Origin of the sequence: Pyxidicoccus caerfyrddinensis (assembly GCF_010894405.1) — a bacterium.
Lineage (GTDB): Bacteria > Myxococcota > Myxococcia > Myxococcales > Myxococcaceae > Myxococcus > Myxococcus caerfyrddinensis.
The window spans coordinates 361127-386499 of the sequence record NZ_JAAIYA010000005.1 but is presented as its reverse complement, the minus strand read 5'-3'; the positions used below and the strand labels follow the sequence as shown (position 1 = coordinate 386499).

The 25373-nt window shown below is 71.4% G+C and carries 17 protein-coding genes; 11 read left to right on the top strand and 6 right to left on the bottom strand.

Going from position 1 to position 25373, the window contains the following annotated elements:
- Positions 1-101 precede the first annotated feature (101 nt).
- A complete protein-coding gene (locus tag G4D86_RS14370) occupies positions 102-2810 on the top strand; it encodes an AsmA family protein (RefSeq protein WP_163993790.1) in 2709 nt (902 codons plus the stop codon).
- A gap of 110 nt (positions 2811-2920) precedes the next feature.
- Here the strand turns inward: G4D86_RS14370 and G4D86_RS14365 are convergent, their stop codons facing one another.
- The gene (locus G4D86_RS14365) at positions 2921-5029 is read right to left on the bottom strand and encodes a c-type cytochrome (protein WP_163993788.1); all 2109 of its coding nucleotides are present in this window, start codon (positions 5027-5029) and stop codon (positions 2921-2923) included.
- A gap of 246 nt (positions 5030-5275) precedes the next feature.
- On the opposite strand from G4D86_RS14365, the gene G4D86_RS14360 reads away from it, so the two are divergent.
- The 5 genes from G4D86_RS14360 to G4D86_RS14340 all read left to right on the top strand — a co-directional run bounded on the left by G4D86_RS14360 (position 5276) and on the right by G4D86_RS14340 (position 10553).
- The gene (locus G4D86_RS14360) at positions 5276-6538 is read left to right on the top strand and encodes an NAD(P)/FAD-dependent oxidoreductase (protein WP_163993786.1); all 1263 of its coding nucleotides are present in this window, start codon (positions 5276-5278) and stop codon (positions 6536-6538) included.
- A 55-nt stretch (positions 6539-6593) separates the two neighbouring features.
- Positions 6594-7898, top strand: a complete 1305-nt coding sequence (locus G4D86_RS14355) for a sigma-54 interaction domain-containing protein (protein ID WP_163994202.1) — start codon at positions 6594-6596, stop codon at positions 7896-7898.
- 346 nt (positions 7899-8244) lie between these two features.
- Positions 8245-8943 (top strand): MBL fold metallo-hydrolase, encoded by a 699-nt coding sequence (locus G4D86_RS14350; protein WP_163993784.1) that lies wholly within the window; start codon positions 8245-8247, stop codon positions 8941-8943.
- 141 nt (positions 8944-9084) lie between these two features.
- On the top strand, positions 9085-9690 hold the full coding sequence (locus tag G4D86_RS14345) for a rhodanese-like domain-containing protein (RefSeq protein WP_163993782.1): 606 nt from the start codon (positions 9085-9087) through the stop codon (positions 9688-9690).
- Positions 9690-10553, top strand: a complete 864-nt coding sequence (locus G4D86_RS14340) for a sulfite exporter TauE/SafE family protein (protein WP_240360264.1) — start codon at positions 9690-9692, stop codon at positions 10551-10553. Before G4D86_RS14345 ends, G4D86_RS14340 begins: the two co-directional genes overlap by 1 nt.
- Here G4D86_RS14340 and G4D86_RS14335 read toward each other — a convergent pair.
- A complete protein-coding gene (locus tag G4D86_RS14335; RefSeq protein ID WP_163993777.1) occupies positions 10550-11119 on the bottom strand; it encodes a GNAT family N-acetyltransferase in 570 nt (189 codons plus the stop codon). The two genes, G4D86_RS14340 and G4D86_RS14335, sit on opposite strands and share 4 nt — an antisense overlap.
- 204 nt (positions 11120-11323) lie before the next feature.
- On the opposite strand from G4D86_RS14335, the gene G4D86_RS14330 reads away from it, so the two are divergent.
- The 3 genes from G4D86_RS14330 (at position 11324) to G4D86_RS14320 (ending at position 14663) form a co-directional block, all read left to right on the top strand.
- Complete coding sequence (locus tag G4D86_RS14330; RefSeq protein ID WP_163993776.1) at positions 11324-11722, top strand: hypothetical protein; 399 nt, start codon at positions 11324-11326, stop codon at positions 11720-11722.
- A 123-nt stretch (positions 11723-11845) separates the two neighbouring features.
- Positions 11846-13501 carry a formate--tetrahydrofolate ligase gene (locus G4D86_RS14325; RefSeq protein ID WP_163993774.1) on the top strand — a complete coding sequence of 552 codons (1656 nt, stop codon included), beginning with the start codon at positions 11846-11848 and terminating at the stop codon, positions 13499-13501.
- Positions 13502-13526: 25 nt separating this feature from the next.
- Positions 13527-14663, top strand: coding sequence for a YybH family protein (locus G4D86_RS14320; RefSeq protein WP_163993263.1), 1137 nt, complete (start codon positions 13527-13529; stop codon positions 14661-14663).
- 85 nt (positions 14664-14748) lie between these two features.
- Here G4D86_RS14320 and G4D86_RS14315 read toward each other — a convergent pair whose 3' ends face one another.
- From G4D86_RS14315 to G4D86_RS14305, 3 genes are all read right to left on the bottom strand, one after another.
- Positions 14749-16350: a methyl-accepting chemotaxis protein gene (locus tag G4D86_RS14315; protein ID WP_240360239.1), complete on the bottom strand. Its 1602-nt coding sequence runs from the start codon at positions 16348-16350 to the stop codon at positions 14749-14751.
- A gap of 434 nt (positions 16351-16784) precedes the next feature.
- Positions 16785-17516: a S8 family serine peptidase gene (locus tag G4D86_RS14310; RefSeq protein WP_163993772.1), complete on the bottom strand. Its 732-nt coding sequence runs from the start codon at positions 17514-17516 to the stop codon at positions 16785-16787.
- Positions 17517-17578: 62 nt separating this feature from the next.
- The gene (locus tag G4D86_RS14305; protein ID WP_163993770.1) at positions 17579-18682 is read right to left on the bottom strand and encodes a protein kinase family protein; all 1104 of its coding nucleotides are present in this window, start codon (positions 18680-18682) and stop codon (positions 17579-17581) included.
- A gap of 240 nt (positions 18683-18922) precedes the next feature.
- On the opposite strand from G4D86_RS14305, the gene G4D86_RS14300 reads away from it, so the two are divergent.
- Both G4D86_RS14300 and G4D86_RS14295 read left to right on the top strand, forming a co-directional pair.
- Complete coding sequence (locus G4D86_RS14300) at positions 18923-20731, top strand: sigma 54-interacting transcriptional regulator (RefSeq protein WP_240360238.1); 1809 nt, start codon at positions 18923-18925, stop codon at positions 20729-20731.
- Between the two features lie 150 nt (positions 20732-20881).
- Positions 20882-22135, top strand: a complete 1254-nt coding sequence (locus tag G4D86_RS14295; RefSeq protein ID WP_163993767.1) for an ADYC domain-containing protein — start codon at positions 20882-20884, stop codon at positions 22133-22135.
- 1 nt (position 22136) lies between these two features.
- Here G4D86_RS14295 and G4D86_RS14290 read toward each other — a convergent pair whose 3' ends face one another.
- Positions 22137-25373 carry a protein kinase domain-containing protein gene (locus tag G4D86_RS14290; RefSeq protein WP_163993765.1) on the bottom strand — a complete coding sequence of 1079 codons (3237 nt, stop codon included), beginning with the start codon at positions 25371-25373 and terminating at the stop codon, positions 22137-22139.

Sequence of the window (25373 nt, the reverse complement as noted above, 5' to 3'; positions counted from 1 at the left end):
ACGTGCGAGCGGACCGAGGCTGAGCTAAGCGTCTGCTTGCTCCCCGGGCCCCGCACCGAGCCATCCGCCCGTGGCCTGCTCGCTGGAGGAGGTACCAAGCGATGTCCAACACCGTCGTCACCAAGAAGCGCCGCTGGCCCTACGTCCTGGGCGGCATCCTCGCGCTCCTCGTCATCATCGTCGCCGTCGCCCTCTGGCGGCTCGACGCCATCCTGCTCAAGACGGCCCGAGACCAGGCCGCCACGTACTCGCAGAAGCTCGGCCGCCCCATCGAGATTGGCGACATCTCCACCAAGCTCTTCCCCACCATCGGCGCCGAAGTCGAGAACGTCACCGTCGGCCCCGCCGAGGGCGAGGAGCTCCCCCTCGCGCAGCTGGCCTCGCTCGACATCCGCGTCGCCGCCGGCCCCCTGCTGTCCTCGCGCGGCAAGGACATCCAGGTGAGGAACGCCGAGGTGTCCGGCCTCACCGTCAACGTCGTCCGCTTCCCCGACGGCACCACCAACGTCCAGCGCCTCATGAAGCGCCTGGAGGAGCAGGCCCCCAAGGAAGAGGAGAAGCCCGAGGAGGAGCAGCCCCCCACCGACCTCTCCGGCGTCCACGTGGAGCGCGCCGCCCTCACCGACGGCACCATCCGCTTCGTGGACCGCTCGGCGGGCGCCCAGGCCCGGGAGCTGGCCGTGAAGGACCTCGACATCGAGGTGAAGGATTTGCGCGCCGGCAAGCCGCTCGTCATCGACCTCGCCGCCGCCGTCCTCGCCGACAAGCAGAACCTCAAGATTGCGGTCAACGCCGCGCCCCTGCCCCCCACCCTCATCCCCACCCCCGAGCGCGTGACGCTCAAGGCCGAGCGCATCGACCTCGCGCCCCTGGGCCCCTTCCTCCCTCCCGACGTGGGCCTCCAGGCCGGCACCGTGGACGCGGACTGGCAGGCGGACCTCGGCGGCGCGGTGCCCGGCGGCAAGGGCCCCACCCGCCTCGTCGGTGTCGTCAAGGCGCTCGGCCTGCGCTTCGCCGGCGCGGAGGGCGGCAAGGCGCTCGACGTGGTGCTCGACACCGACGTGACGGGCGACGTGGCCGTGGGTGACCTCGCGCTCGACAAGCTCAACCTGGACGTGGGCCCCGCGAGCATCACCGGCAAGGGCCGCGTGAAGGGCCTGCTCACCGAGAAGCCCTCGGTGGAGGGCTTCGAGCTGCTGGGGAAGAACCTCGACCCGGCCGCCATCGCCGAGTACTACCCGCCGCTGCGCAAGCAGCTCAACGGCATGATTGCCGGCCCCATCGGCCTCGCGGTGCGCGGCAGCGGCACGCAGGACGCCCAGGCCATCGACATCGACGTGGACCTGACGCCGGTGCGGCTGCGCGTGCCGGCCCAGCTCTCCAAGGAGTCAGGCGCGAGCATGAAGCTCAGCTCCCGCCTCACCGGCGCGGCGGCCAGCGGCGGCGCACTGCGCTTCACCGCCGACGCCAACCTGGACGGCGTGGACCTGCGCCCCGGCCTCCTCGTGAACAAGGCCCCCGGCCAGCGCATGCAGGTGAGCGCCGCCGGCACGTACACGCCGAGCAAGACGGGCTCCGGCATGAAGGTGGACCTGCCCAAGCTCACGGCGAATCTGCTCGAGGACACCGTGACGGGCAGCGCGTCCTTTGCGCTCGCGGGCCAGGGAAAGAAACAGACGACGACGTTCGCCGCGGACGTGAAGAGCCCGAAGCTGGACGCGGACGCGCTGCTGATGAACGAGGAGGAAGCCATGGCCCGCACGGGCGGCGCGCCGGTGCCCCCGCCGCCGGATGACCCGACGCGCTTCAACGGCTACCGCGGCGACATCCGCTTCGCGATTGGCGCCCTGCGCTACACGAAGATGGACCTGAGCAACGTGACGGGCGTCGTGAAGATGACCGACGACCTCATCACCGTGGAGAAGTTCTCCTCCGGCCTCTACGGCGGCAAGGTGACCGCGGACGGCACCACCGTGCGCCTGGGCCCGCTGCCGGAGAAGCGCCCCTTCGACGCGAAGGTGAAGGTGGAGGGCGTGGAGATGGCCGAGGCCCTCACCCAGTTCACTCCGCAGAAGGTGATGACGGGCAAGTTCAACGGGAATGTGGACGTGAAGGGCGTGGGCTACACGCCGGACCAGCTCCAGCAGACGCTGCTCGGCGCCATCAACGGCAACATCCTGGGCGGCACGCTGCTGGGCAAGGACCTGGTGGCGGCCGTGTCCGAGCCGCTCGCCAAGGCGCTACCCTTCGCGGCCAAGAGCCTCAAGAGCGACCAGGTGACGTCGCTCGGTGACAACCTGCCCTTCGGCGTGGAAATCAAGAACGGCGTGGCGCAGCTCGAGCGGCCGCTGTCGTGGACGCGGCCCGAGGCGGCGCTCAGCTTCAACGGCGGCATCCGCCTGGACGGCACGCTGGATTTGACGGGCGGCGTGTCGCTGACGCCGTCCACGGTGAAGACGCTGACGCTCGGGAAGGTGACGCCGCCGGAGGCCATCCCCGTGGGCCTGAAGCTGACGGGCAAGGCGTGGAAGCCCGAGGTGACGGGCGTGGACGTGAAGCCGGCCGCGACGACGATTGCGAAGCTGGCGGCCTCGTCGCTCGCGGGCAACCTGATTGGCGGCGAGCGCGGCAAGCAGGTGCAGGCCGTCATCGAGGGCGGCGAGGAGAAGGCCCGCGCCGAGGCCGAGGCCAAGAAGAAGGAGCTGGAGGCGAAGGCCGCCGCCGAGAAGGCCCGTCTGGAGGCCGAGGCCAAGAAGAAGGCCGAGGACGAAGCCAAGAAGCGCCTGCGTGGCATCTTCGGCGGGAAGTAGTCCACACGCTCAGCGCTGGAGCGGGCCGCCTCTTCGCGGCCGCTCCGGCGCTGAGTCACCCTGCTCGGGCTGGCAGTATCAGTGCGTTGATGAGCGCGGCCCGCGGCAGCTCAGCGGGTGCCGCCGTCGCCTCTACCCGGCCGGGGCTGCGAGTCGATAAACGCGGCCACGTCCCACGCCTCCTCCACCGTCAGCAGCCCACCCGAGCCCAGCGGCATGTTGGCGTGGACGAACGGCGCGGACATGCTCGGGTTCCCCATCCCCGCCTGCGCGTTGAACGAGTTCGGCCCCCAGAGCGCCGGCCGGTAGTAGGTGCCATCCGGGTAGCGCCCCTCGCCGTCCCGGCCGTGGCACACGGCGCACTTCTGCTGGAACACGCCCCGGCCCCGGCTCGCGTCTCCGGTGAGCGTCGGAATCTCCGGGTAGCCGCGCGGCGGCGTCTGTGTCCCGTGCCGCTGCGCCCACTGCTCATCCAGCCACGTCATGTACGTGAGCAGCGCCTGCATGTCCGCGTTGCTGTCGCAGCTTCCCGTGCCGCCATCACCGGGCGCGCACAGCGCCTTCCCATTCTCGCTGTGCTCGAAGCACGAGTTGATGCGCGCCTGCAGCGCCGGCCCGCCGTCATAGGCCTCGTGCATACCCACCCACCACGCGGCGTCCGGGTCTCGCCCCTCGCTCAGATGGCAGCTCGCGCAGTGCAGCTTCGCCCGGGTGTATTGCGGCAGCAGCTCGTACGTCTGTGCCGCGATGGCCTGCCCGCGCAGTACCTGGGGCCAGTGCGCGCGGTCCCACTGCGTCTGGGGTGACTCCGGCGGAGGAAGCGTGGTCGAGGCGTCCGGCTTCGGCCACGCGTTGTTCAGCGAGAAGGTGAAGTCCGCCGAGATGAACGCGTCCTGCTTCAGCGTCCGCGCGGTGGAGTGGCAGCCGATGCAGGTGGAGGTCTCCTGCACGAAGGTCTCCATCGTGGTGTTCGCCAGCAGGGGCCGCGAGACGCCGAACACCGTCGTCGGCTGCGGCGCGGCGTAGGCCGAGGCCACGGGCACCTGCGTGTCCACCAGCTCGTAGTGCTGGAAGACGGAGCCCGCGTCGGCGAGCGCCGCCGTGAGGTCCTCGTTCATCCGCACCACGTCGTCCTTGAACGCGGTGCCCCCGTCGCAGTCCGGCGCCGACGACGGAATCGGAGTCACCCGGACGACCTGGTTGGGCACTCCGGGCTTCGTCTGCCGGTTCGGCACGCAGTCCCCGCACTTCAGGTCGAAGAAGGAGGCGGGCTGGCCGTCGGACTCGCGCACGTTGGCGCGCTGCTCGAAGGTGGACCACACCCACGCCGGAGCGCTCGGCGTCTTCTGCGTGACGTGGAAGCCCACGAGTCCCATGCGCTCGGGGTGACAGCCCGTGAGCCGGCCGCCGTCCTCGCCGTCGCAGACACACGCCGTCACCGTGTGGAAGTACGGCGCTTCCTTCGCGTCCACCGGGCGCCAGGCCGCCTTCACCAGGATGCCGCCGTTCGGGAAGGACACCAGCGTCGCGTCCACCTGCCGCCGCCCGTCATAGAGGCCGTTGTCCAGGATGTGCTCGAACATCGGCCGGTTCATCCGAATCTCGTAGCGCACCAGGTGCCCGCGCCGGTCCGTGAGCGTCGCCGGCAGCCGCCCGTCCGACGCCGCGGCCTGCAGGGCGCTGTCCATCACGTCGTCAATCTTCTCGTCGCGCGTCAGCAGCTTCGTCGCGTCCGAGCCGCACCCCGAGGGCAGCGGCTGCGTGTCGTTCCACCCGGGCGGGCGGCGGCCGTCCGTCAGATAGACTTCGTAGGTCTCCTTCCACGTCTCCCAGACGCGCGGGCCCGGCGCGCTCAGCGGCTTGCTCCGGTCCGGCACGCCGCGCTCCGTGTCGCTCGCGGGCCAGTTGAGCGCGATGAACTCCTGCCAGGAGAAGAGGTCCGCCGAGCGCTGCACGGTGGACGCGGGCTCCTGTTGCACGCCGCCCTGCAGGTCGGAGGGCAGGTAGCAGGACAGCTGCGGCGGCGTCAGCGGCGAGCACGAAGCGCCGGTCAGCGCCACGCCCGCGTCCGGGTTCCAGCAGGCGGCCGACGCCTGGGCCTGCGAGGTGCCCGGCGGGCGCTCGGAAGTCGAGGCCGGCGTGTTGCGCAGGCACGCGGCCGCGGCGCACAGCACGGCCACGGTGGTCAGGATGGACAGGCTGCGGTGGTTGCTCGGCATCGTCCCCTCCGTCCCGCGTCCGTGGGTCCGACTCCGTCCAGGCGCGGCTCCAACCGGGACAGTAGCCGAAACACCCACCCGGCCCCGCCCGCTTCAGCCTTGCAGCAGCCGGGCGTTGCTGAAACACCATGAAACGCGGGGGAAACACTGTGTCGCCCCGCGCACCCGAAGCCAGCCCCGGAGGACGAGTGTGGCACGCACCCTGCTAAGGCCTCCTTCGTGTTTCACGTCTTGCCAGGGAGCCCCATGAACACGAGCGAGAAGCCCGGCCGCGCGGACCCGGTGACCACGCCCGGGTCCGGCGTCGCCTCGCGGCAGGAGCGCTACCGCGTGCTCATCATCGGCGGCGGGACGGCGGGCATCGCCGTGGCCGCCCGGCTCGCTCGCGCGGGGCAGAAGGACGTCGCAGTGCTGGAGCCCTCGAAGCACCACTACTACCAGCCGCTCTGGACGCTGGTGGGCGCGGGTGAAGCGCGCGTCGAGGACACCGTGCGCGACGAGGCGAGCCTCATCCCGCGCGGCGTGAAGTGGCTCCAGGATGCCGCCGAGGAAGTGGACCCGGTGAGCCAGGAGGTCCGCACCCGGGGGGGCCTGCGCATCGGCTACGACTTCCTCGTCGTCGCGCCCGGCATCCAGCTGGACTGGGACAAGGTCGCCGGCCTGCGCGAGGCGCTGGAGACGGAGCACGTCAGCAGCAACTACGACGTGCGGCTCGCGCCGAAGACGTGGCAGCTCCTCCAGCGCTTCCAGGGAGGCACCGCCCTCTTCACGCACCCGTCCACGCCGGTGAAGTGCGCCGGAGCGCCGCAGAAAATCATGTACCTGGCCGCGGACCACTTCCGCCGCACCGGCATCTCCGAGCGCGTGCACGTGGTCTTCGGCTCGGGCGCCAAGAGCATCTTCGGCGTGAAGCCCTTCGCCGCCGTGCTCGACGGCGTGGTGAAGCGCTACGGCATCGATGCGCGCTTCGAGCACAACCTCGTCGCCGTGGACGGCGCGAAGCGCGAGGCCACATTCGAGACCGCCCGGAAGGAGCGTGTCACCGTCCCCTACGAGCTGCTCCACGTCACGCCACCGCAGAGCGCGCCGGACTTCATCAAGCGCAGCCCGCTGTCGTGGCGCGAGGGCCCGTGCGCCGGGTGGGTGAAGGCGGACAAGTACACGCTCCAGCACCCGGACTTCCCCAACGTCTTCGCGCTGGGCGACGCGTCGGACCTGCCCACCAGCCGCACCGGGGCCGCCGTGCGCAAGCAGGCCCCCGTGCTGGTGGACAACCTGCTCGCCGTCATGGCCGGGCGTCCGCTTCCCGGACGCTATGACGGCTATGCGTCCTGCCCCCTCACCACCGGGTACGGGAAGCTGCTGCTCGCCGAGTTCGACTACGACGGCAAGCCCACGCCGAGCTTCCCGCTCATCAACACGATGCAGGAGCGGCGCGACATGTGGCTGATGAAGAAGTACGGCCTGCCGCGCATGTACTGGTCGCTGATGATGCGCGGGCTCGCATGAGGGCGTGCCCCCACGCGCCGGGCCGGGCTATGCATGTCCCGACCCGGCCGCGCCGATGCCCCACTCCCGTCCTCCTTCCACGTCCCGACTCGTCCTGCCCGCCCTGGACGCGCTCGCGGGCCCCGTGCTCCTCGTCGACAGCGAGAGGCTGGTGGCCGCCCTGACTCCGGCGCTGGAGGCACAGTTCGGCGGAACCGTGCGCGCGGGCACGCCGCTGTCAGAGGTGCTCGCGCCCCACGGCGGCGCCGCGCAGCTGGAGGCTCTGCTGACGGAGGGCCGCGAGACGGCCGCCCGGCTGCGCGTGGGAGGCCGGGTGCACGGAGTGCGGGTGCGCGCGGTGGCGCTGGCGGAGGGCGCACGGACGCTCGGACAGGCGCTGCTCGTCACCCTGGACCCGGCGCGCGACGCGGCCAGGTCCGCCGAGCTGTTCCACGGACTGTGGACGCAAGAGCCCGAGCTCCAGCGCATCTTCCGCATCGTCGAGAAGGTGGCCCGCACCGAGTCCAGCGTCCTGGTGCGCGGCGAGTCGGGCACCGGCAAGGAGCTCATCGCCCACGCGCTGCATGCGCTGTCGTCTCGCAGCAAGGGCCCCTTCCGCGCCATCAACTGCGCGGCGCTCCCTCCGACGCTGCTGGAGAGCGAGCTGTTCGGCCACGTGCGCGGCGCCTTCACCGGCGCGGTGCGAGACAGCCCGGGACACTTCCGGCTGGCCAACCGGGGCTCGCTGTTCCTGGACGAGGTGGCGGAGATGCCGCTGGACCTCCAGGCGAAGATGCTGCGCGTGCTGGAGACGCGCACCGTCATCCCCGTGGGCGGCCGCGAGCCCGTGCCCGTGGACGTGCGCATCATCGCCGCCACCCACCGGGCCCTGCGGCGCGAGGTGGAGGCCGGCCGCTTCCGCGCCGACCTGATGTACCGGCTGCGCGTGGTGCCCGTCTTCCTGCCGTCGCTGCGCGAGCGCCCTGGGGACATCCTCCCGCTGGCCATGCGCTTCCTGGATGAACTGCACCAGCGCGGCCCCCGGCGCGTGGAGCGCTTCTCGCCCGGAGCCCGCCGCCTGCTGGAGGGCCATGCCTGGCCGGGCAACGTGCGCGAGCTGCGCAACGTCATGGAGTACGCGTACGTCATCGGCGAAGGGCCCGTGGTGCGCGAGTCCGACCTGCCACCCGAGTTCTCCGAGCCGAGGGCCGGCGCGCCCGTCCAGACGGTGAGCACCGAGGCTTCGCTGGACCCGGAGCGGGTGCGTGAAGCGCTCGCGCGGGCGGGGGGCAATCGCTCCGAGGCCGCGCGCCTGCTCGGCATCAGCCGCGTCACCCTGTGGCGCCGGCTGCGCGACCTGGGCGAGGGCGGCGCCCGATGAGCGCCGGGACACACGCACCGGTGGAGCCCGGCGGAAGCAGCCGTCCTCCAGGGCGGCCCCAGGCTCGCGGCCCGGTGCGCGCTCCTCCCGCCACCGTCGTGAGACCGCCGTGCTGTTTCACCCCGGTGTTTCAGCTGTTACACCCGGCCGCGTGCATGACCGTGGGACGGAGGGCCGCTCCACGCCCACGGGCCGGAGTCGCCGGGGACACGCACCTCCCTCTGGACGGAGCGCGTGTGTGGCTCGCGATGGAGGGTAGCCCTCGCGACCCATCTCATGTCTTCTCCGTGTCTGGCACGGTGCTGGCAATCCAAGCGCAGGACTCAACCCGAGCATGAGGTAGCAAATGCTGTTCCGACAGCTCTTCGACGCCGAGTCCTCGACCTATACGTACCTGCTGGCGGACAAGGCCACGCGCGAGGCGGCGCTCATCGACCCGGTGCTGGAGCAGGTAGAGCGCGACCTGCGCCTGGTGGAGGAGCTGGGGCTGAAGCTCGTCCTGGTGCTGGAGACGCACGTCCACGCCGACCACGTCACCAGCGCGGGCACGCTGCGGGAGCGGACGGGCGCCACGGTGCTGGCCTCGGCACGGGGCGCGCCGTGTGTGGACAAGCAGGTGGCCCACGGGGACGTGGTGCGCCTGGGCCACCTGGAGCTGAAGGTGCTGGAGACGCCGGGCCACACCGACGACAGCCTCAGCTACCTGTGCGAGGGCCGCCTCTTCACCGGTGACACGCTGCTCGTCCGCACCACCGGGCGCACCGACTTCCAGAATGGCGACCCGGGCCAGCTCTACGACTCCATCACCGGCCGCCTCTTCACCCTGCCCGAGGACACCGTGGTGTACCCGGGCCACGACTACGCCGGCCACGCGCTGTCCACCATCGGCGAGGAGAAGCGCCACAACCCGCGCCTCGCCGGCAAGACGCGCGACGCCTTCATCGCCTTCATGAAGAGCCGCCAGCTCCCGCCCCCGAAGAAGCTGGACGTCGCGGTGCCCGCCAACCGTGCGTGCGGCCACACCGGGCCTCAGCAGCGGGTCTGAAGCCGCCGAGCAAGCAGGCCCCCCACGCCCGCGCGGGAGCGTGAATCCCGCGCATCTCCTTCCGGCTCTCACCGGAAGGGGCACTGACCCTTCATCCACCACCGGCTCGCGCCTCACCGAGGACGCGAGATGGAGCCTCTCATGCCTACACTCTTCGACAACGCCACTCCGAACCCCGCCGGCTACCGCGACGTGGACGTGCGCCAGCTCGCGGCGCTCCCCGCCGCGGCCCACCTCAGGCGGGTGGACGTGCGCGAGCCCTCCGAGTTCGACGGTCTCCTCGGCCACCTCGACGGCGCGCGCCTCGTGCCGCTGGCCACCGTGCGGCACGCGGCCGCCGACTGGCGGCATGACGAGGACGTGCTGCTGGTGTGCCGCTCCGGGGGGCGCTCGGCGAAGGCGGCCGCGCTGCTGGTGGAGCTGGGCTTCACGCGGGTGATGAACCTGCGCGGCGGCATGCTCGCGTGGAACACCGCGGAGCTGCCCGTGGTGCGGCCGACGTCGGGCCCACCGCCCGCGTTGTCGCGGGTGCTCGATGAGCTGCTCGTGGGCCTGCACCGCGCCGTCGCTCCGGAGACGCCCGCGCCCATCTACGGGCAGGGCCCTTCACGTGAGGCGCTGACCGCCGTGCTCGACACCCTCCAGGCGTCGCCCCCCCGAACGGTCCGCGACACCGAGGGCTTCGAGCAGTTGCTGCGCGAGTGCCGGGATTTGCTCGCCGTCGCGCGGCCGGAGGGCAGGCATTGATGCTGTACGTGGGCATCGCCGCGTCGCTGCTCGTGGGCGTGCTGCTGGGACTGCTCGGCGGTGGCGGCTCCATCCTCACCGTGCCGCTGCTGGTGTACGTGCTCGACGTGGAGCCCCGGACGGCCATCGCCATGTCGCTGGTGGTGGTGGGCGTCACCAGCGCCAGTGGCGCCATGCTGCATGCGTGGGCCGGACGGGTGCGGTGGCGCACGGCGCTCGTGTTCGGCGCGGGAGGCATGGCCGGCGCATTCCTCGGCGGGCGCCTCAACCCGCTCCTCCCCTCCACAGCGCTGCTGCTGCTCTTCGCGGCCGTCATGGTCGCCGCCGCCACGGCCATGCTGCGTCGCAAGGAGGCGCCTCCTCCTTCCGCGAGCACGCTCACTCCCGAGGAGCCCACGCTGCCGGTGGCGCGCGTCCTCGCCCAGGGCCTCGCGGTGGGCCTGCTGTCGGGCCTGGTGGGCGCGGGCGGCGGCTTCCTCATCGTCCCCGCGCTGGCGCTGGTGGGCCTGCCCACTCCGGTGGCCACCGCCACGTCGCTCGTGGTCATCGCCCTGCAGTGCGCCGCGGGCTTCGTGGGGCACCTGGGCCACGTGCAGCTCCCGTGGACCCTCACCGGCGCGGTGCTGGTGGCCGCGATGACGGGCAGCCTCGTGGGCGGGCGGCTCGCGGGGCGCGTGTCACCGGCCTCGCTGCGCAGGGGCTTCGCCGTGTTCGTGCTCGCCACCGCCGCGTTCCTCCTGGTGGCGCAGGCGCCGGCCCCGATGCGCACCGCGGTGGCTCACGCGGGCGCCTGGCCCTGGCTGGTGGCCGGCGTGGGCCTGCCGCTGACGCTGTGGCGCCTGCGCCTGGCCCGGCAGCGCTAGGACCCAGGCGCCTGGAGGCCCAGCTCCGCCGCGCCTCCAGGACGCAGGCGCGCGTACATGACCTGGTCGAGCACGCGTCCGTCCTTCACCGCGCACTGCCGCAGCACACCCTCGCGGTGGAACCCCGCCTTCTCCAGCACCCGGCACGACGCCGCGTTGCCAGCGAAGGGCAGCGCGAACAGGCGCAGGAGCGCGAACCGCGAGAAGGCGTAGCCGCAGAAGGCCTCGAGCGCCGCGGTGGCAATCCCCCGCCCCCACACCGACTCGCCGAGCCAGTACCCCACCTCCGCCGAGTAGCGCGCGATGTCCGTCCCCAGCACCAGCCCGATGCCGCCCGAGGCCTCGCCGTCCACCTCGATGGCCAGGTTCGTGGGGGGCTGCTCCGAGGACGCATGCCCCACCCACCACTCCGCGTCCTGGGGCCGGTAGGGGTGGGGGAAGAGGTCGCGCAGGTTCAGCCACACCTTGCGGTTGTTGGCATGGCGCACGAGCGCGGCCTCGTCCCCGGACTGCCACGGACGGAGGAGACAGGGACCGCACTGGAGACGGGTGTCGTTTGAAGGCATGGCGTCAGAAGACGGGGACGATGCCAGGACCCCGGCCTGACGCCATTGCCGCCCCGGCGCACGTCCCTGTGGAGTTCCGCACCCACCCTGACTTGCGGGTTTTCCACGATACCGGCCCGCACCGCGCATTCCTATCTCCCCGAGCCGCAGCACCCGGTGGTCCCCAACCGCCGGCGGCAGTCCAACCCCCAAGAGGAGTAGGCAATGGCTCGGCTCATCAAGCTCTGTGTGACGTTCGCGGGTGTGGCGATGTTGTGTCTCGGCGCCCAGACGGCCATGGCGGCGGACAACGCGGAGATGCTGGCGTGCATCCCCGAGGGCGGCGTGGATGACACGCTCTCCCGCACGTACTGCTGCACCGGCTACGCGATGCCCGGCAGCACGTACTGCACGAATCCAAGCGACTACAACAACGGCTGGGAGAGCTGCTACCAGTACTGCGCCACGCCTCCGGTGAATGGCTGCGTGCCGTCGGGCGGCTGGGAAGACACGCTCTACGTCACCAGCTGCTGCAGCGGCCAGGCCGTCCCCGGCAGCACCAAGTGCCTGGACCCGGCCGACTACGGCACCGACTGGAAGACCTGCATCCAGCAGTGCCAGTAGCCCTCGCGCCGAGGTGAGCAGGCCCTCCCGCGCCGGATGAGGCCGGGAGGGCCCGCCGTTCAACGCGACACCTGGCGCACTACAATCGTTGACCCGTGCCCGCGCCGCGCGGAGAGTCGCGGCATGACGCTGAGACCCATCGCCGAAGTGGGCGCCGAGCTGGGCCTGTCCCCCGACCACGTGCTGCCCTGGGGCACGAACCGCGCGAAGGTGTCGCTGGACGCGCTCGGCAAGCAGGGCGGCAAGCAGGGCCGCCTGGTGCTCGTGTCCGCCATCAACCCCACGCCTCCGGGCGAGGGGAAGACCACCATGTCCGTGGCCCTGGCCATGGGCCTGCGCAAGCGCGGACGCCGCGCGGTGGCCGCCCTGCGCGAGCCGTCCCTGGGCCCCGTCTTCGGCGTGAAGGGCGGTGGCACCGGCGGCGGGCAGGCCAGCCTGGAGCCCGCGGCCGACATCAACCTGCACTTCACCGGCGACCTGCACGCGATTACCAGCGCCAACAACCTGCTCGCCGCGCTGGTGGACAACGCCGTGTATTACGGCCAGCCGGTGGCCATCGACTCCACGCGCGTGCGCTGGCGGCGCGCGATGGACATGAACGACAGGTTCCTGCGCAACGTCATCGTCGGCCTCGGTGGCAAGGCGCACGGCGTGCCGCGCGAGGCCGCCTTCGACATCACCGCCGCCAGCGAGGTCATGGCCATCCTCGCCCTGGCCGACGGGCTCAAGGACCTGGAGACGCGGCTGGCGCGCATCGTCGTGGGCCACTCGCCGGACGGCAAGCCGGTGCGCGCACGGGACGTGGACGCGGCGGCGGCCATGGTGGCGGTGCTCAAGGACGCGCTGATGCCCAACCTCGTGCAGACGCGCGAGGGCGGGCCGGCGCTGGTGCACGCGGGCCCCTTCGGCAACATCGCGCACGGGTGCAGCTCCGTGCTGGGCACGCGGATGGGCCTGGCCTACGCGGACGAAGTGGTGACGGAGGCCGGCTTCGGCTTCGACCTGGGCGCGGAGAAGTTCCTCGACATCAAGTGCCGCAACGCGGGCATCTGGCCCCGGGGCGTGATGCTGGTGGTGACGCTGCGCGCGCTGAAGCACCACGGTGGCGCCGCTGCCGCGCGCGTGGCCGAGCCCGACCGCGAGGCGCTGGTGCGCGGCTTCGCCCACCTGGAAAAACACCTGGAGTCGGTGGCGGCCTTCGGCCTGCCGGCCGTCATGTGCGTCAACCGCTTCCCGCAGGACACGGAGGCGGAGCTGGAGGAGCTGCGCGCCTTCGGCCGTGAGCGCGGCGTGGAGATGGCCGTGTGCGAGGGCTTCTCGCGCGGCGGAGAAGGCTCGCTGGAGCTGGCGGACCGCGTGCTGGAGATGCTGGACCGCACGGACGCCGCGCCGCCTCGCCCGCGCTTCCTGTACGAGCTGACGCAGAGCCCCGAGGAGAAGGTCCGCGCGATTGCCCGCACGGTGTACGGCGCGGACGACGTGGCCTTCACGGCGGGGGCGATGAAGGATTTGCAGATGGTGCGCGAGCTGGGTGGCGCGGAGCTGCCGGTGTGCATGGCGAAGACGCACCTGTCGCTGTCGGATGACCCGGCGAAGCCGGGGCGGCCTCGCGGCTTCACGCTGACGGTGCGCGAGGTGCGGCTGTCCGCGGGCGCGGGCTTCATGGTGGCGCTCACGGGCGACATCCTCACCATGCCCGGCCTGCCTCGCGAGCCGGCGGCCCGCCGCATCACCGTGCACGATGACGGCCGCATCACCGGGCTGATGCAGGGCGAATGATTGTGAAGACACCACGGAGGAAGTCATGAAGCAGCAGCTCGCGGGAGCCGTTGTCCTCGTGTCACTGGTCACCACGGCCTGCGCCGGTCCGGGAGCTTCCGGCCGCGCGCCGTCCACGGAGGAAGCACCCGCCGCCACGGCGAAGGCGGCGCTGTCACCGGCCGAGGCGCGCGAGTCGCTTCGCGCCGCCGAAGCCGCCATGGCCGACGCAATGGCGAAGAAGGGGTCCGCGGAGGGCCTTGCCGCGTCCGCCGCCCCAGATGCGCTGCTGCTGCTGGACGGGCAGTACACGCTGCGCGGTGTCGACGCCATCCGCGCGAAGCTCTCCGCCGAGCCGCTGGAGCGGGACGGCGTCCTCAGCGCGGAGGCCCTGGTCTGGGACGTGAGCGCGGACGGACGGATGGGTTACGCGGTGGGGCAGGTGCTGCTCGACTCGACCGGAGGCGCGGCGACGGGCGCCGCGGCTCCCGGAGCGGCCGGAGCGACAGCGGCCCCCGGTGCCGCGGCCCCTCCCGCGCCCGGCGTCTCGTCACCTGGAGCGCCTGCCGCGCCCGCCGCACCTGGAGCGCCTGCCGCACCTGGAGCGCCACCCAAGCCGAAGCCCGCCAAGCGCTACCAGCGCTACCTCACGGTGTGGACGCGGACGCCGGAAGGCCCGTGGCGGCTCGCGGCCGCTGTGTTCGGCAAGGCTCGCGGCCCGCTTGCCGTGCCGCCCTCCTTCTCGGCGGTGTCCACCGACACGGCTCCGGCCGCGCCCGCGGCGTCCTCGGACGTGCTGGCGGAGGCGTTTGCCGCCGACTCCGCCTTCTCCGAGCAGTCCACGCGCGAGGGCATGGGCCAGGCCTTCGTCACCTGGGCCGCGCCCAACGCGGTGATTCCCGGCGGCCCCAGCGGCTTCTTCGGCCACGACGCCATCAAGGAAGGCTACGGGCCCATCCCCCGTGCGGTGGACCTGCGCTGGGAGCCGAAGCTCGGCGGCGCTTCCAGCTCGGGCGACCTGGCCTACACCGTGGGCCGCGCCGTCTCCGTCTCGCCCGGCCCGGACAACAAGCCGGAAACCCACTACGTGAAGTACCTCTCCGTCTGGCGCCGGCAGCCCGACGGCCAATGGCGCTACGTCGCCGACAGCGGCAACGGCAACCCGGGCCCGGACGGTCCGTGATTCATCGGTAGGGCCCCGCGGAGTTCGAAACAGGCCGGGGCGCCACCTCGCACGGTGGCGCCCTCCAAGTTCGCCTCTTCGCAGCTCAGACGCGGAACGTGGTCGACAGGTCCTTCAGCTGACCCAGCGACGTGTTGATGGACATCACGGCCTCCTCGGCCGTCATCGTCGCCGTCACCACGTCCGCCATCATCGTCGACAGCTGCGTCATCACCTCGGTCATCTGCGCGATGCCCGCGTTCTGCTGGGTGACGGAGGCGACAATCTGCCGGGCGGCCTGGCTGCTCTCCTGCACCACCGTGGTGATTTCCTTCAGCGTGTTCGCCGAGGAGAGCACCTGCTCGATGCCCTCCTCCATCTTCTGGCTGTCACCCTCCGCAATCGACACCGTCTGGCGGATGGCCTGGTTGATCTCCAGGAGAATCTTGCCGATGCGCTGCGTGCTCTGCAGCGACTGACCGCTGAGCGAGCGCATCTCGCGCGCCACCACCGCGAAGCCCCGGCCCTCTTCGCCCGCGCGCGCGGCCTCAATCGCCGCGTTCAGCGCCAGCACGTTGGACTGGTCCGCCAGGTCCTTCACGCTGCTGATGATTTCGCCCGCGTGCACGGCCTGGTCGCTCAGGTGCGCGATGCTGCCGACGAGCGCGCCCACCCGCTGGCGAATCTGCTGGAGTCCCTCGGCGCTCTGCTCAATCGACGCCTGGCCCGAGGCGCTGAACGCGTCCGCCTGCGCCGCCACCTTCAGCACCATCTCCGCGCGGCTGGCGGCCATGCTGGACGTCTGGGCGATTTCGGCAATCGTGGTGCTCGCCTCGGTGAGGCTGCGGGACTGGTTGGTGAGGAAGTTCACCTGGTCCTGGCTGGCCTGCGTCAGGCGCCCGGCCGCCGCGGACAGGTCCGTCACCACGGAGGCAATGGTGCTCGGCACGCTGCGCAGCCGGTCCACCATCACCTTGAAGCCGCGCGCCAGCTCGCCCACCTCGTCCTGCGCGCTCGTGTCGATGGCCTGCGTGAGGTCTCCCTCCTGCGCAATCCGCGTGGCCACCGCCGTCAGCCGGCCCACCGGCACCGTCACCTCGCGGTGCAGCCAGAGCGCCAGCAGCACCGTCAGGGTGATGCCCGCCACCACCAGCACGATGACCAGCACCTGCATGGTGACTTGCAGCCCCTTCAGCTCGTCGTACGCGATGCCGATGGTCTGCGCGTCCTCCTCCGCGGCCTGCTTGAACGCGCCGTGGAGCGACTGGTAGGCGGCCTCGAGCTTCGCGCGCGCGGCGTCCGCCTGCGCGTCACCCTTCACCGCGAGCGACAGGGCCTGCTCGGCGTCCGTCCAGTACGCCGTCAGCGCGCCCTTGAGCGCGTCGGCCCGCTCCACCTTCGCGCCCGACACCTCGCGCGCCAGGTCGAGCTTCACCTGCAGCTCCTTCAGCTCCGTGCGCAGCGGCTCCAGCCCGCCCTCCGCCTTGCGCGTCACCTCGGCCATGACGCCGCGGTGGAGCCCCGGGTAGCGGAGGTTCACCTCGCGGCTCAGCTCGATGGTGGGCACGTGGGAGGAGTTGATGCGCTCGTACACACGGCCCGACAGCATGCCCAGCGTCACGAACGCCACGAGGATGGCGACGAGGAACACGCCGGCCACCGCGGGCACCACCATCATCTTCTGCATCAACTTCAGCTTCAGCCGCACCGGGCACTCTCCCTACCGTGAGCGGTCCCCGAGCACTCCAGGCTCTCGCCATTCCTGGCCAGGGCCCGGCAATTGATGCGGGGCCCAGAGCAGGGCCTGCTGCGCCAGCACATGTCGCCTTCCTTCCGCGGGCCCCAAATGAGAGGGGCCCCCGATGCCCGGGCGGACCGCTGATCCGCCACGCGGCGTAGGATACCGGACTGAGCACCCCGCTGCTAAGCCCCCACACCCCGTATCACCCAGGGCCCGCGAGGACCGGAGAATCCGGGGTGTACCCCCACCCCTGAAGCGGGGCGATCAGCCGGGTGCGGCCCGCCGGTCCCCCTGACATCCTCCCTCGGAGTGAGCCACCCACACCTCAAGTGGAGCGCCCTGGGAACGGGTGGGCGGGCGGAGGCTCCATTGCTCGTCCGGCGGACTGGCGCGCGGGTCCGTCATGGCACCCCCTCGTGATGAAGACCTCCGTCCGAGCCCAGCCTCGCCAGCAGCACCTGCCGCGCCCGCCCCGCGCGCACGGCCTCGCGCAGCCAGGGCTCCAGGCTCAGCAGCCCGGCCACCCGGCCCGCCACTCGCGCGGCCGCCACGGAAGTGCCCAGGCGCACCTCCCGGCTCCCACCCGTCCAGGGGCCTTCCGCCTCACCTTCGGCCCTCACATCCAGGCCCGCACACCCCGCCGTGCCCGGCCTGCCGTCCCTGGCGCGGGTACCCGCCCCCAGCACCTCTTCGTAGCGCGCCGGGTACAGGGCCGCCGGGCCCGGCTCGTAGCAGAGGACGTTTCCCACGGGCGCCACCACGGCCGCTCTGGCCGCCACCTCGCGCACCGCGGCGTGCAACCGGGGTGGAGCGACTTCCGCGCCCAGGCCAATGGACACCACCTCCGCCCCCTCGTCCCGCGCCCAGGCCAACGCCTCCACCACCGCCTCGGGCCGAGCCACGTCATCCGCCGCCACCACCCGCGCCACCAGCAGCCGGCAGCGCCCTGCCGCCAGGTGCCAGACCTGTCCGGCGTGGAAGGTGCCGTGTCCGCTCACATCCCCCAGGCCCTCCCCGGTGAAGTCCCTCACCACGAGTGGCGCGCCAGCAAACCACGCATGGCCTGCGTCGATGCCGCTGTCCACCACCGCCACCACCACCGGCTGCTCCCAATCCACCGCGCGCCCACGCATGCGAGGCTCCGCTCGGACCGCGCCCGCCGGGGCAATGGCCGCCCCGGCCGGCACGGGCCTCACTACTTGAGCAGCTCCCAGTACGAGAAGGTGTTGTACTCGCCCGTGCCGCCAATCCAGCTCCGCTTGGCGACAGGCGAGCGCGCCTGGCCGCTGAACGTGGCCCGCGGCCCCGCGTGCGTGAGGGTGAACGTCTTGGTCGCGATGAGGTCATCCTCCCACCAGGACTTGATCCACCCGATGATGTTGTCGACGATCCACCCCACCACCCAGCCGGCCACCGCGCCAACGAGGGCTCCCAGCGGCCCGCCGATGGCACCACCGACGCCGGCCGCCGCGGTCGCCAGGTATTCCTTGAGCCGACCCTTCACCTTCTCGTACAGGCTGGTCACCCAGCCCGGGAAGTCGCCCCAGTCGCGCTCCACCATGGCCAGCGTCACCCGGTACACCTTGGGCCAGTTCTCCCCGCCCTCCTTCACGGAGAAGGTGCGCACGGACTTGTCCGGCTTGAAGTCCCGGGTCTCGCCGGTGTCGAAGTCGTTGCTCACGGTGAAGGCGGCGATCTTCTCCACCTCCCCCGTCTCATCCACGCTGAAGCCGCCCATGCCAATCTCGTCGCTGCCCGGCCAGTCCAGCCACGTCTCGTCGACGCAGTACACCTTGTCGAGCATGAAGCGGACCCGCGTGTGCAGGTAGTCCTGGGGACGCAGGTCGGTGCCCGACGCCCGCTCGAGCTGCACCTCCGGATGGAAGGCCAGGCTGCCCTGGGCCTTGAAGAGCTGCGCGAGCTGGCGCAACGCCGCGCGCTGCGCACGCGGGGGCTGCACGTTCAGCAGCACCGAGGGGTGCGTCAGGTCCAGCTCCGCGAAGCGGCCCAGCTCCCGCGCCCGCAGCTGGGGATTGTCATACACGTTCTTCAGGCGCTGGGAGACCCGGGCGCGCACCTCCGCGGGCGCCCGCTCCATGCGCTCGCGAACCAACTGCTCCCAGCTGGTCCGCTCCGTCGGCAGGCTCATCCCGAGCCCCACCCGGAAGACAGACGCCTTGAACTCGTTCAGGATGTCCTGGGCAATCTCCCGGAGCCGCGGGTGCGCCAGCGGCGGGTCCACCACCTCGTAGCTGTTGGTGGGCTTGAGCTCGGGAAGCCTGGTGACGGCTACAGACATTTCCATTCTCCTTGTGTGAGTCATTGCTTCAGACACTGCTGCGTTCGGCGTGGGATGTCGCCCACGGTGTCTGGCTATTGCAGCCGCCCTGCCAACGCGCCTCGAGCCCCGAGGCCTCCAGTCCACCGCCTGAGCGAAGGGCAATGTCTGCCCTCGAGGGCCTCGCGCACGGGGCAGGTCTTGCCCGTGGGGCAATCCTTGCCCTGCCCGTGATGGGGCCCGCCGTGGTTTGCTGGCCCCATGGAGCCTTCCGAGCCGCCCAGCACGAAAGAGACCGTGGATGCGGCCCAGGAGCGCCCCTCGTCTCCCGGCGAACCGGGACGCCTCTCCCTGCTGGTGCTGGAGGGGAGCTCGTCCTCGATTGTTCCCCTGCCTCGCGATGGCACGCTCGACATCGGCCGTGGCGCGGGCGTCGAGCTCCTCGTGCAGGACGCCTCGGTGAGCCGGCGCCACGCCCGGTTGCGCGTGGTGGACGGCGAGGCCCGCATCGCCGACCTCAACAGCCACAACGGCGTCCGCGTCAACGGCGAGCTCATCTCTGGCGAGCAGGTGCTGCGCAACGGAGACGTGGCGATGCTGGGAGACGTCACGCTCGTCTTCCAACGAAGGGACATCCCGCCGCCGCAGCGGCTCCTGCTGGACGCCGCCACGCTGAGGGACCGGCTGGCGGAGGAGCTCGAGCGGGTGCTGCGCTACGAGCGCGCGATGAGCGTCGTCGCGCTGGCGCTGGGGCCCACGGACGTCCCCCTGGTGGAGCTCGTCCGTGCGCTCGGCGGAGGCCTCCGGGTGATGGACCTGGTGGGCCGGGGCGGGCCCACGCAACTGCTCGTCCTGCTGCCCGAGCTGACGGCGGACGAGGTGGAGGAGGTCGTCCAGCCCCTGCTGGAGAGCCTGGCGCCGCTGGCTCCCGAGGTGAGAGCGGGAGTGGCCTCCGCGCCACAAGACGGGCTGGACGCGGACACGCTCATCTCCGCGGCCCGGACCGTGGCGCTGGCTGCTCCCTCCGGCGGGCTGCGCCTCAGCGGTCCCGACCTCTACCAGCTCCCGCTCGGAGAGCGCTCGGTGATGGTGGCGGACGAGGCCATGGTGCGCCTCTTCGAGCTGCTCCGGCGGCTGGCCTCCAGTCCCATCCCCGTCCTCATCCATGGCGAGACGGGCGCGGGAAAGGAGAACGCCGCCTGGGCCGTCCACCACTGGTCGCCCCGCGCGCAGCGGCCGTTCATCGCCCTCAACTGCTCGGCCCTGCCGGAGAGCCTGGTGGAGAGCGAGCTGTTCGGCGCCGAGCGAGGCGCCTTCTCCGGCGCGGTCGCCTCGCGCGCGGGCCTGCTGGAGCGGGCCAGCGGGGGCACGCTCTTCCTCGACGAGGTGGCGGAGCTGCCGCTCTCCGTCCAGGCCAAGCTGTTGCGAGCCCTGGACCAGCAGCGCATCACCCGCCTGGGGGACTCGCGTGAGCGCGCGGTGGACCTGCGCATCGTCGCCGCCACCCACCGCGTGCTCGCGGACGAGGTGAAGGCCGGCCGCTTCCGCCAGGACCTCTTCTTCCGCCTCTCGGCCTCCGTCGTCACCCTGCCGCCCCTGCGCAACCGCCCGCGCGAGCTGCCGCTGCTGGCCACCCGCTTCCTCCAGGAGGCCCTGGCACGGGTGGGCAGGACGGCGCCACGCATCTCCGCCGCCGCCATGGAGGTGCTGCGGGCCCACCCGTGGCCGGGCAACGTGCGCGAGCTGAAGAACGTCATGGAGTACGCCGCCACCACGGCCACGGGCCCCTTGCTCGAGGCCTCACACCTGCCGGACTCCCTCCAGCGTCCCCCGGGCGACGAGCCCACTCCGCCCTCGCCGGCGGGGCCCGCGCAAGGCGAGGCCCCCGGGAGCTTCCGCTCCATCGCCGAGGAGGTCCGCGAGCTGGAGTACCGCAGGATGCGCGAGGCGCTGGAGGCCACTGGAGGCGTGCAGACCCGCGCCGCCCAGCTCATCGGCATGCCGCTGCGGACCTTCAAGTTCAAGGCCCGGCGCTACCAACTCCCACGCCCCCGCGCACCTCGCGAGTAACGCACGGGATTTGTCCGCTCCGGGGTCAGGCACGCCTCGTGCAAATCGTCTCCAGCGTGCCAGGACACCTGCATGGACAGACACTGCTTGGGGCAGTGCTCCTGACCTGGCCGCACCGGAGCGAGCACAGCACGGAAGGGGGAGACGGTCATGAAGGACAGACTCGACCCGCGCCAGACATTGGCGCTGGTGGCCATCATGGTTTCACTCGTGGGGGGCGTGGTCCATGGAGACGACAAGGACCCACTCACGGATGGCGGTACCAACGAACTCATCACCACCTGCCCCGGCGGCACTGTCTGCCAGGGCACCGGCAACGGTCCCGGCATCTATGTCTCCGACCCCGGCAGTTACTGTCTCTGGCTCCAGCCGTCAGGAAGCCCGCGCTTCTGCCCGGAGTCCTTCGAGAACATCCCGGCGAAGTCTGGCGCCTCGGCGAGCGTCACGCTCAAGGGGCGACTCTGGGCGGCTGGAAAGGAAACCGAGGTCACCAGCAGCAGCGTCAGGGTCCGGCTCTCGGATTCCACGCTGACGGCCCTGCGCGAGGTGAAGTCACCCGCCAGCTCGCCTCCCTCCCGGCTCGGCTTCGTCTACCAGCCGCAGGGCGTGAAGGGGCCCGTGCACGCGATGGGCTCACTCCTGTCCAACCTGCCCCTGGTCTTCGTGCTCGAGCATAAATCCATTCGCTACAGCGTCGAGCTCGTGTTCCAGGAGATTGCGGTTCCGGACCTTCTTCGTTTCGCCAGCTCTTCAGTCCCCCTCCTCAAGCTCTATCGCTATCAGGCGCGGTACAAGAGCCAGCAGCTGTCGACTAGTAGCATCCCGTCGCCGGTCTTCGGGTTCTACTGCTCGCAGCCCGCCAAAGGGGTGGGGAGCAACAACGGCATCAAGCTCCCGCTCCCGCTCCCGCTCTCCGTCCTGGCGGGGCACCGGGTGAATGGGGCCACGGGTGTCATCAGCAAGTCGAAGGACTCGGTCACCCTTGCTTGCGTCTCGGGCGCCATCGTCACCTGCATGGAGAAGTGGAACTACCTGCCCTGGAATGACGTCTTCAAGGCTCCGGGCGCTGACCCGACCCTGCTCCTCGGGGCCTGCATCCAGGCAAAGCGTGCCGCCTACTTCGCCCACCCGAACGTGAAGCCGAATGACTTCAACAGCTACACGGAGGAAGGCACCCAAATCCAAATCCACGACGCGTGGCTCAACACCAAGAAGATTCCGGATGGCGAAATCGAGGCCGTCTGGGATGAGCAGGGAGCGGTCTGCTTCAACAAGGACAACCAGCGCATGCCGGACCGCTTCAATTTGGAGCAATGGAACGGCGCGGCCCTGAACAACATCCCCCCGTGCCCTCCGGCGGATCAAGCACCCAACCGCATCACCACCGGCAAGGTTTCGAACTAACTCAGTCCTGCCCTGGACGAGCGTCCACGAGGCCGTCCATCAAGGGCAACACCTCGCCGGCGAGCTGCTCGTACTGCCGTCGCAACAGCGGGTTGATTTCAAAGGCCCGCTCGAAAGCGGCCCGGGACTGGCGCGCGGCCTCGTGGCGCACGCCAGCCCTGTCCGCCCCCCGGGCCCGGATGAGCAGCAACCCACCGCGGATGACGTGGGCCTGCGCCAGGTTCGCATCGAGCTGAAGCGCCCGCTCCACCTCGCGCAGGCCGTCCGCGACCACCGGGCCCGCGCTGCCGGGAGGCAGTGCTTGCGCCAACCGCCAGGAGACGCGCGCCAGCTCCTGGTGGGCCTCGAAGTAGGGGACCATGTCCACGGCGCGCTGGGCCTCGGCTTGCGCCTTGCGCAGCAGCGGCAGGCTCGGCCTTCCCTGCCGCCGAGCCCACTCCGCCGCCGCGAGCGCCACGCGCGCTCCGACGACGCGACAGTCGACACACCCGGGCGCGCCCCGGTAGGCCCGCTCCAGGGACTGGCGGCCCGCTTCGAGCTCTGCGGCGGGATTGCCTCCGTCCCGCATCGCCTGGAGCGCCGCGAGGTGGTGCGCTTCCGCTGCGTAGAGGTGGCTGCGCCCCTCCGTGGGGTTGATGCGCAGCGTGCGCTCGAGCTGCTGGCGCGCCCGCTCCAGCGGCGGGCGCACATCCCCTCCGGAATCCAGCAGGTATTGCGCGCGCATCAACTCCGCGACGGCCAGGCCGCCCAGCGCCGAGTAGTAGTTCGCGTTGATGGCGAGGCTGCGCTCGCCCGCCTCGATGGACTTCCGGACGTGCTCCTCGGGGTCCAACCCACGCCCGAGGACGTAGTCCGCCAGCACGTTGTACACGAGCGCCAGATTCGACTGCGCATAGAGGTACCGCGGGTCGGCCCGCGCGGCCTGCTCGAAGTAGCGCGCGGCCTCCGCGAGCTCCGGGCGGGAGTCCTCGCCGTGCTCCCGGAGATGGTTGCCCTTGTTGAAGTGGATGAGCGCCAGGTCATTGAGCGCCCACGGGTAGTCGGGTTGCAGCTCCAGGGCCCGCTTCAGACAGGCGATGGCCTCATCCCAGGCGGGGTGGGGATTGCGCTGGTGCCGCCACTCATAGAGCCCGCGCGTGTAGTGGCCGATGCCGAGCGCATCATGGGCGGACACGTCGCTCGGGTCTCTCTCGACCGCCCGCAGGCCGGAGGCAATCCAGTCCGAGAGAATGGGCTCCAGCGCCTGGACCGCCCCCTGGATGTTCTCCGCGTTGTACTGGTGCATCAGGGCGTAGGCCCGCTGCCTGTAGGCGATGGAGCGCTGGGGCGCGGCCTGGACCGCCTGGTCCGTGGCCGACAGCACGCGCTCCAGCGCCTCCCGGGGAGGCCGGCCCTGGTCGATGTCCACGTTCGCGCGCTCCAGCCACGCCTGCGCGAGCGCCTCGTAGCTGCTCGCGTCGCTCCGTCCGGATTCGAGCGCCTGCGCGTACAGCGTGACGGCCTCCTGGAGCCCGGCCCGGGCCGCGCCGTAGTCCCCGCGCTCCAGCCGCTCCACGGCGCGCACATGGGCCACGTCTCCAGCGAGCCTCCGGGCCTCGTACATCCACGGTGCCGCCGCGATGGCCTGCGCGGCCGCCCGGGCCGCCGTGTCGTAGTCCTTGCGGTAGAAGGCGATGAGCCCTTCGAGGTAGTGGGGCGACTCCAGCTCCAGCCCCCTGCTGCGCTCGAGCGATTGCAGCGCGGGCTCCAGGTACTCCCGCGCCAGGGCCTGCTGGCGCCTGGCCACCCAGTCCTTGTCACCTCTTCCCCGTGCGTCCTCCAGCCCCTGGCGATACCTCGCGCCGAGCGCCTGCCCCAGGGCGTAGTGCAGCTCGGGTGAGTCCAGGCCCAGCCGCAGCGCCTGCATCAGCTCCGCGTGCGCCGGCTCGAACTCCTGCATCGCCAGGTGGCCCCGCCCCAGCCCGTAGTGAATCAGCGCGTTGCCATACGCATCCTGGTCCTGCGCCAGTGACGCGATTCGCGCCATCCGCTCGCGGACGAGCTGCTGCTCCCGCTGGGTGTCGTGCAGCGGCTGGGCGTAGGCCGTGCGCAGGAACCACTCCGTCTCCTTGACCTGCTGGCCGACCTGCTCGGCCAGCCTGGCTCGCGTCGCGAGCTGGGCGCGGGTGTGTCGCGCCTCCAACCAGGAGCGGGCACCGAGGACGGAGAGGACGAGGATGCTGGCCAGGGACAGCGCGGAGACCCCCACCAGCGCGCGGTGCTTCCGCGCGCGGCGCCGCCAGCGATACAGCAGGCTCGGGCGCCGGGCGAGAATGGGCTCGCCATCCAGGTAGCGCCCCAGGTCCTCCGCGAGGGCACGCGCGGACGCATAGCGCTGGTCCGGTTCCTTGCTGAGACACTTGAGGACCAGCGTCTCCAGGTCGCCTGGAAGGCCCGGCACATGAGCGCGCGGAGAGGGCGGGTCCTCCTGGAGCACCTTCGCCAGGACTTCCGCGGCCGTGGCGGCGATGAAGGGCGTCACGCCCGTCAGAAGCTCGTAGAGCGTGGCGCCCAGGCTGTAGACGTCCGTGCGGCGGTCGAGGTGCGCCAGGTCTCCCCGGGCCTGCTCCGGCGCCATGTAGGAAGGCGTTCCCAGCTGCGCCCCCGTATGGGTGAGGTCGTGCCCGTCGGCGACGTCGTAGGCCAAGCCGAAGTCCACGACGACGGGGAAGCAACGTCCGCCCTCGTGCCGCTCGACGAGGATGTTGGAGGGCTTGAGGTCCCGGTGGATGACGCCCAGCCGGTGCGCCTCGTGGACGGCGGCGGCGACGTCCCGCATCACCTGGACCTTCTCGAGCAGCGACAGGCCGGCGGCGACGCGGTCCAGCCCCTGACCCGCGACGAGCTGCATGGCGATGTAGGGCCTTCCATCGACCTCGCCGACCTCGAACACCTTGCACACGTGGGGATGGTCGACGCGGACCTGCGTCCTCGCTTCCTGGAGGAACCGCTCCGCGCGCGCCGTGTTCGAGTCCCGGATGAACTTGAGGGCAACCTTCCGCCCGAGCCGCCTGTCCCGCGCCTCGAAGACCTCCCCCATCCCTCCCTGGCCCAGTCGCTCGAGGAGCTCGTAGCGGTCCCAGTCCCTGAAGGGAAGCCCCTGGCTCCGGTCCGGACCGGGGAGCACGGCATCCATCGTGGAGTTCGACGTGGCGGCTCGCGGACCAGGCATCGCCGTGTCATCGCCAGCGTTCGCCAT

Bases quoted from the DNA above. Each gene is read 5' to 3' on its own strand.
- G4D86_RS14340 (WP_240360264.1), top strand. From the start codon at position 9,690: ATGCTGTACGTGGGCATCGCCGCGTCGCTGCTCGTGGGCGTGCTGCTG.
- G4D86_RS14330 (WP_163993776.1), top strand. From the start codon at position 11,324: ATGGCTCGGCTCATCAAGCTCTGTGTGACGTTCGCGGGTGTGGCGATG.
- G4D86_RS14320 (WP_163993263.1), top strand. From the start codon at position 13,527: ATGAAGCAGCAGCTCGCGGGAGCCGTTGTCCTCGTGTCACTGGTCACC.
- G4D86_RS14350 (WP_163993784.1), top strand. From the start codon at position 8,245: ATGCTGTTCCGACAGCTCTTCGACGCCGAGTCCTCGACCTATACGTAC.
- G4D86_RS14365 (WP_163993788.1), bottom strand. From the start codon at position 5,029: ATGCCGAGCAACCACCGCAGCCTGTCCATCCTGACCACCGTGGCCGTG.
- G4D86_RS14300 (WP_240360238.1), top strand. From the start codon at position 18,923: ATGGAGCCTTCCGAGCCGCCCAGCACGAAAGAGACCGTGGATGCGGCC.
- G4D86_RS14310 (WP_163993772.1), bottom strand. From the start codon at position 17,516: ATGCGTGGGCGCGCGGTGGATTGGGAGCAGCCGGTGGTGGTGGCGGTG.
- G4D86_RS14360 (WP_163993786.1), top strand. From the start codon at position 5,276: ATGAACACGAGCGAGAAGCCCGGCCGCGCGGACCCGGTGACCACGCCC.
- G4D86_RS14325 (WP_163993774.1), top strand. From the start codon at position 11,846: ATGACGCTGAGACCCATCGCCGAAGTGGGCGCCGAGCTGGGCCTGTCC.
- G4D86_RS14345 (WP_163993782.1), top strand. From the start codon at position 9,085: ATGCCTACACTCTTCGACAACGCCACTCCGAACCCCGCCGGCTACCGC.
- G4D86_RS14305 (WP_163993770.1), bottom strand. From the start codon at position 18,682: ATGTCTGTAGCCGTCACCAGGCTTCCCGAGCTCAAGCCCACCAACAGC.
- G4D86_RS14290 (WP_163993765.1), bottom strand. From the start codon at position 25,373: ATGGCGAACGCTGGCGATGACACGGCGATGCCTGGTCCGCGAGCCGCC.
- G4D86_RS14370 (WP_163993790.1), top strand. From the start codon at position 102: ATGTCCAACACCGTCGTCACCAAGAAGCGCCGCTGGCCCTACGTCCTG.
- G4D86_RS14295 (WP_163993767.1), top strand. From the start codon at position 20,882: ATGAAGGACAGACTCGACCCGCGCCAGACATTGGCGCTGGTGGCCATC.
- G4D86_RS14355 (WP_163994202.1), top strand. From the start codon at position 6,594: ATGCCCCACTCCCGTCCTCCTTCCACGTCCCGACTCGTCCTGCCCGCC.
- G4D86_RS14335 (WP_163993777.1), bottom strand. From the start codon at position 11,119: ATGCCTTCAAACGACACCCGTCTCCAGTGCGGTCCCTGTCTCCTCCGT.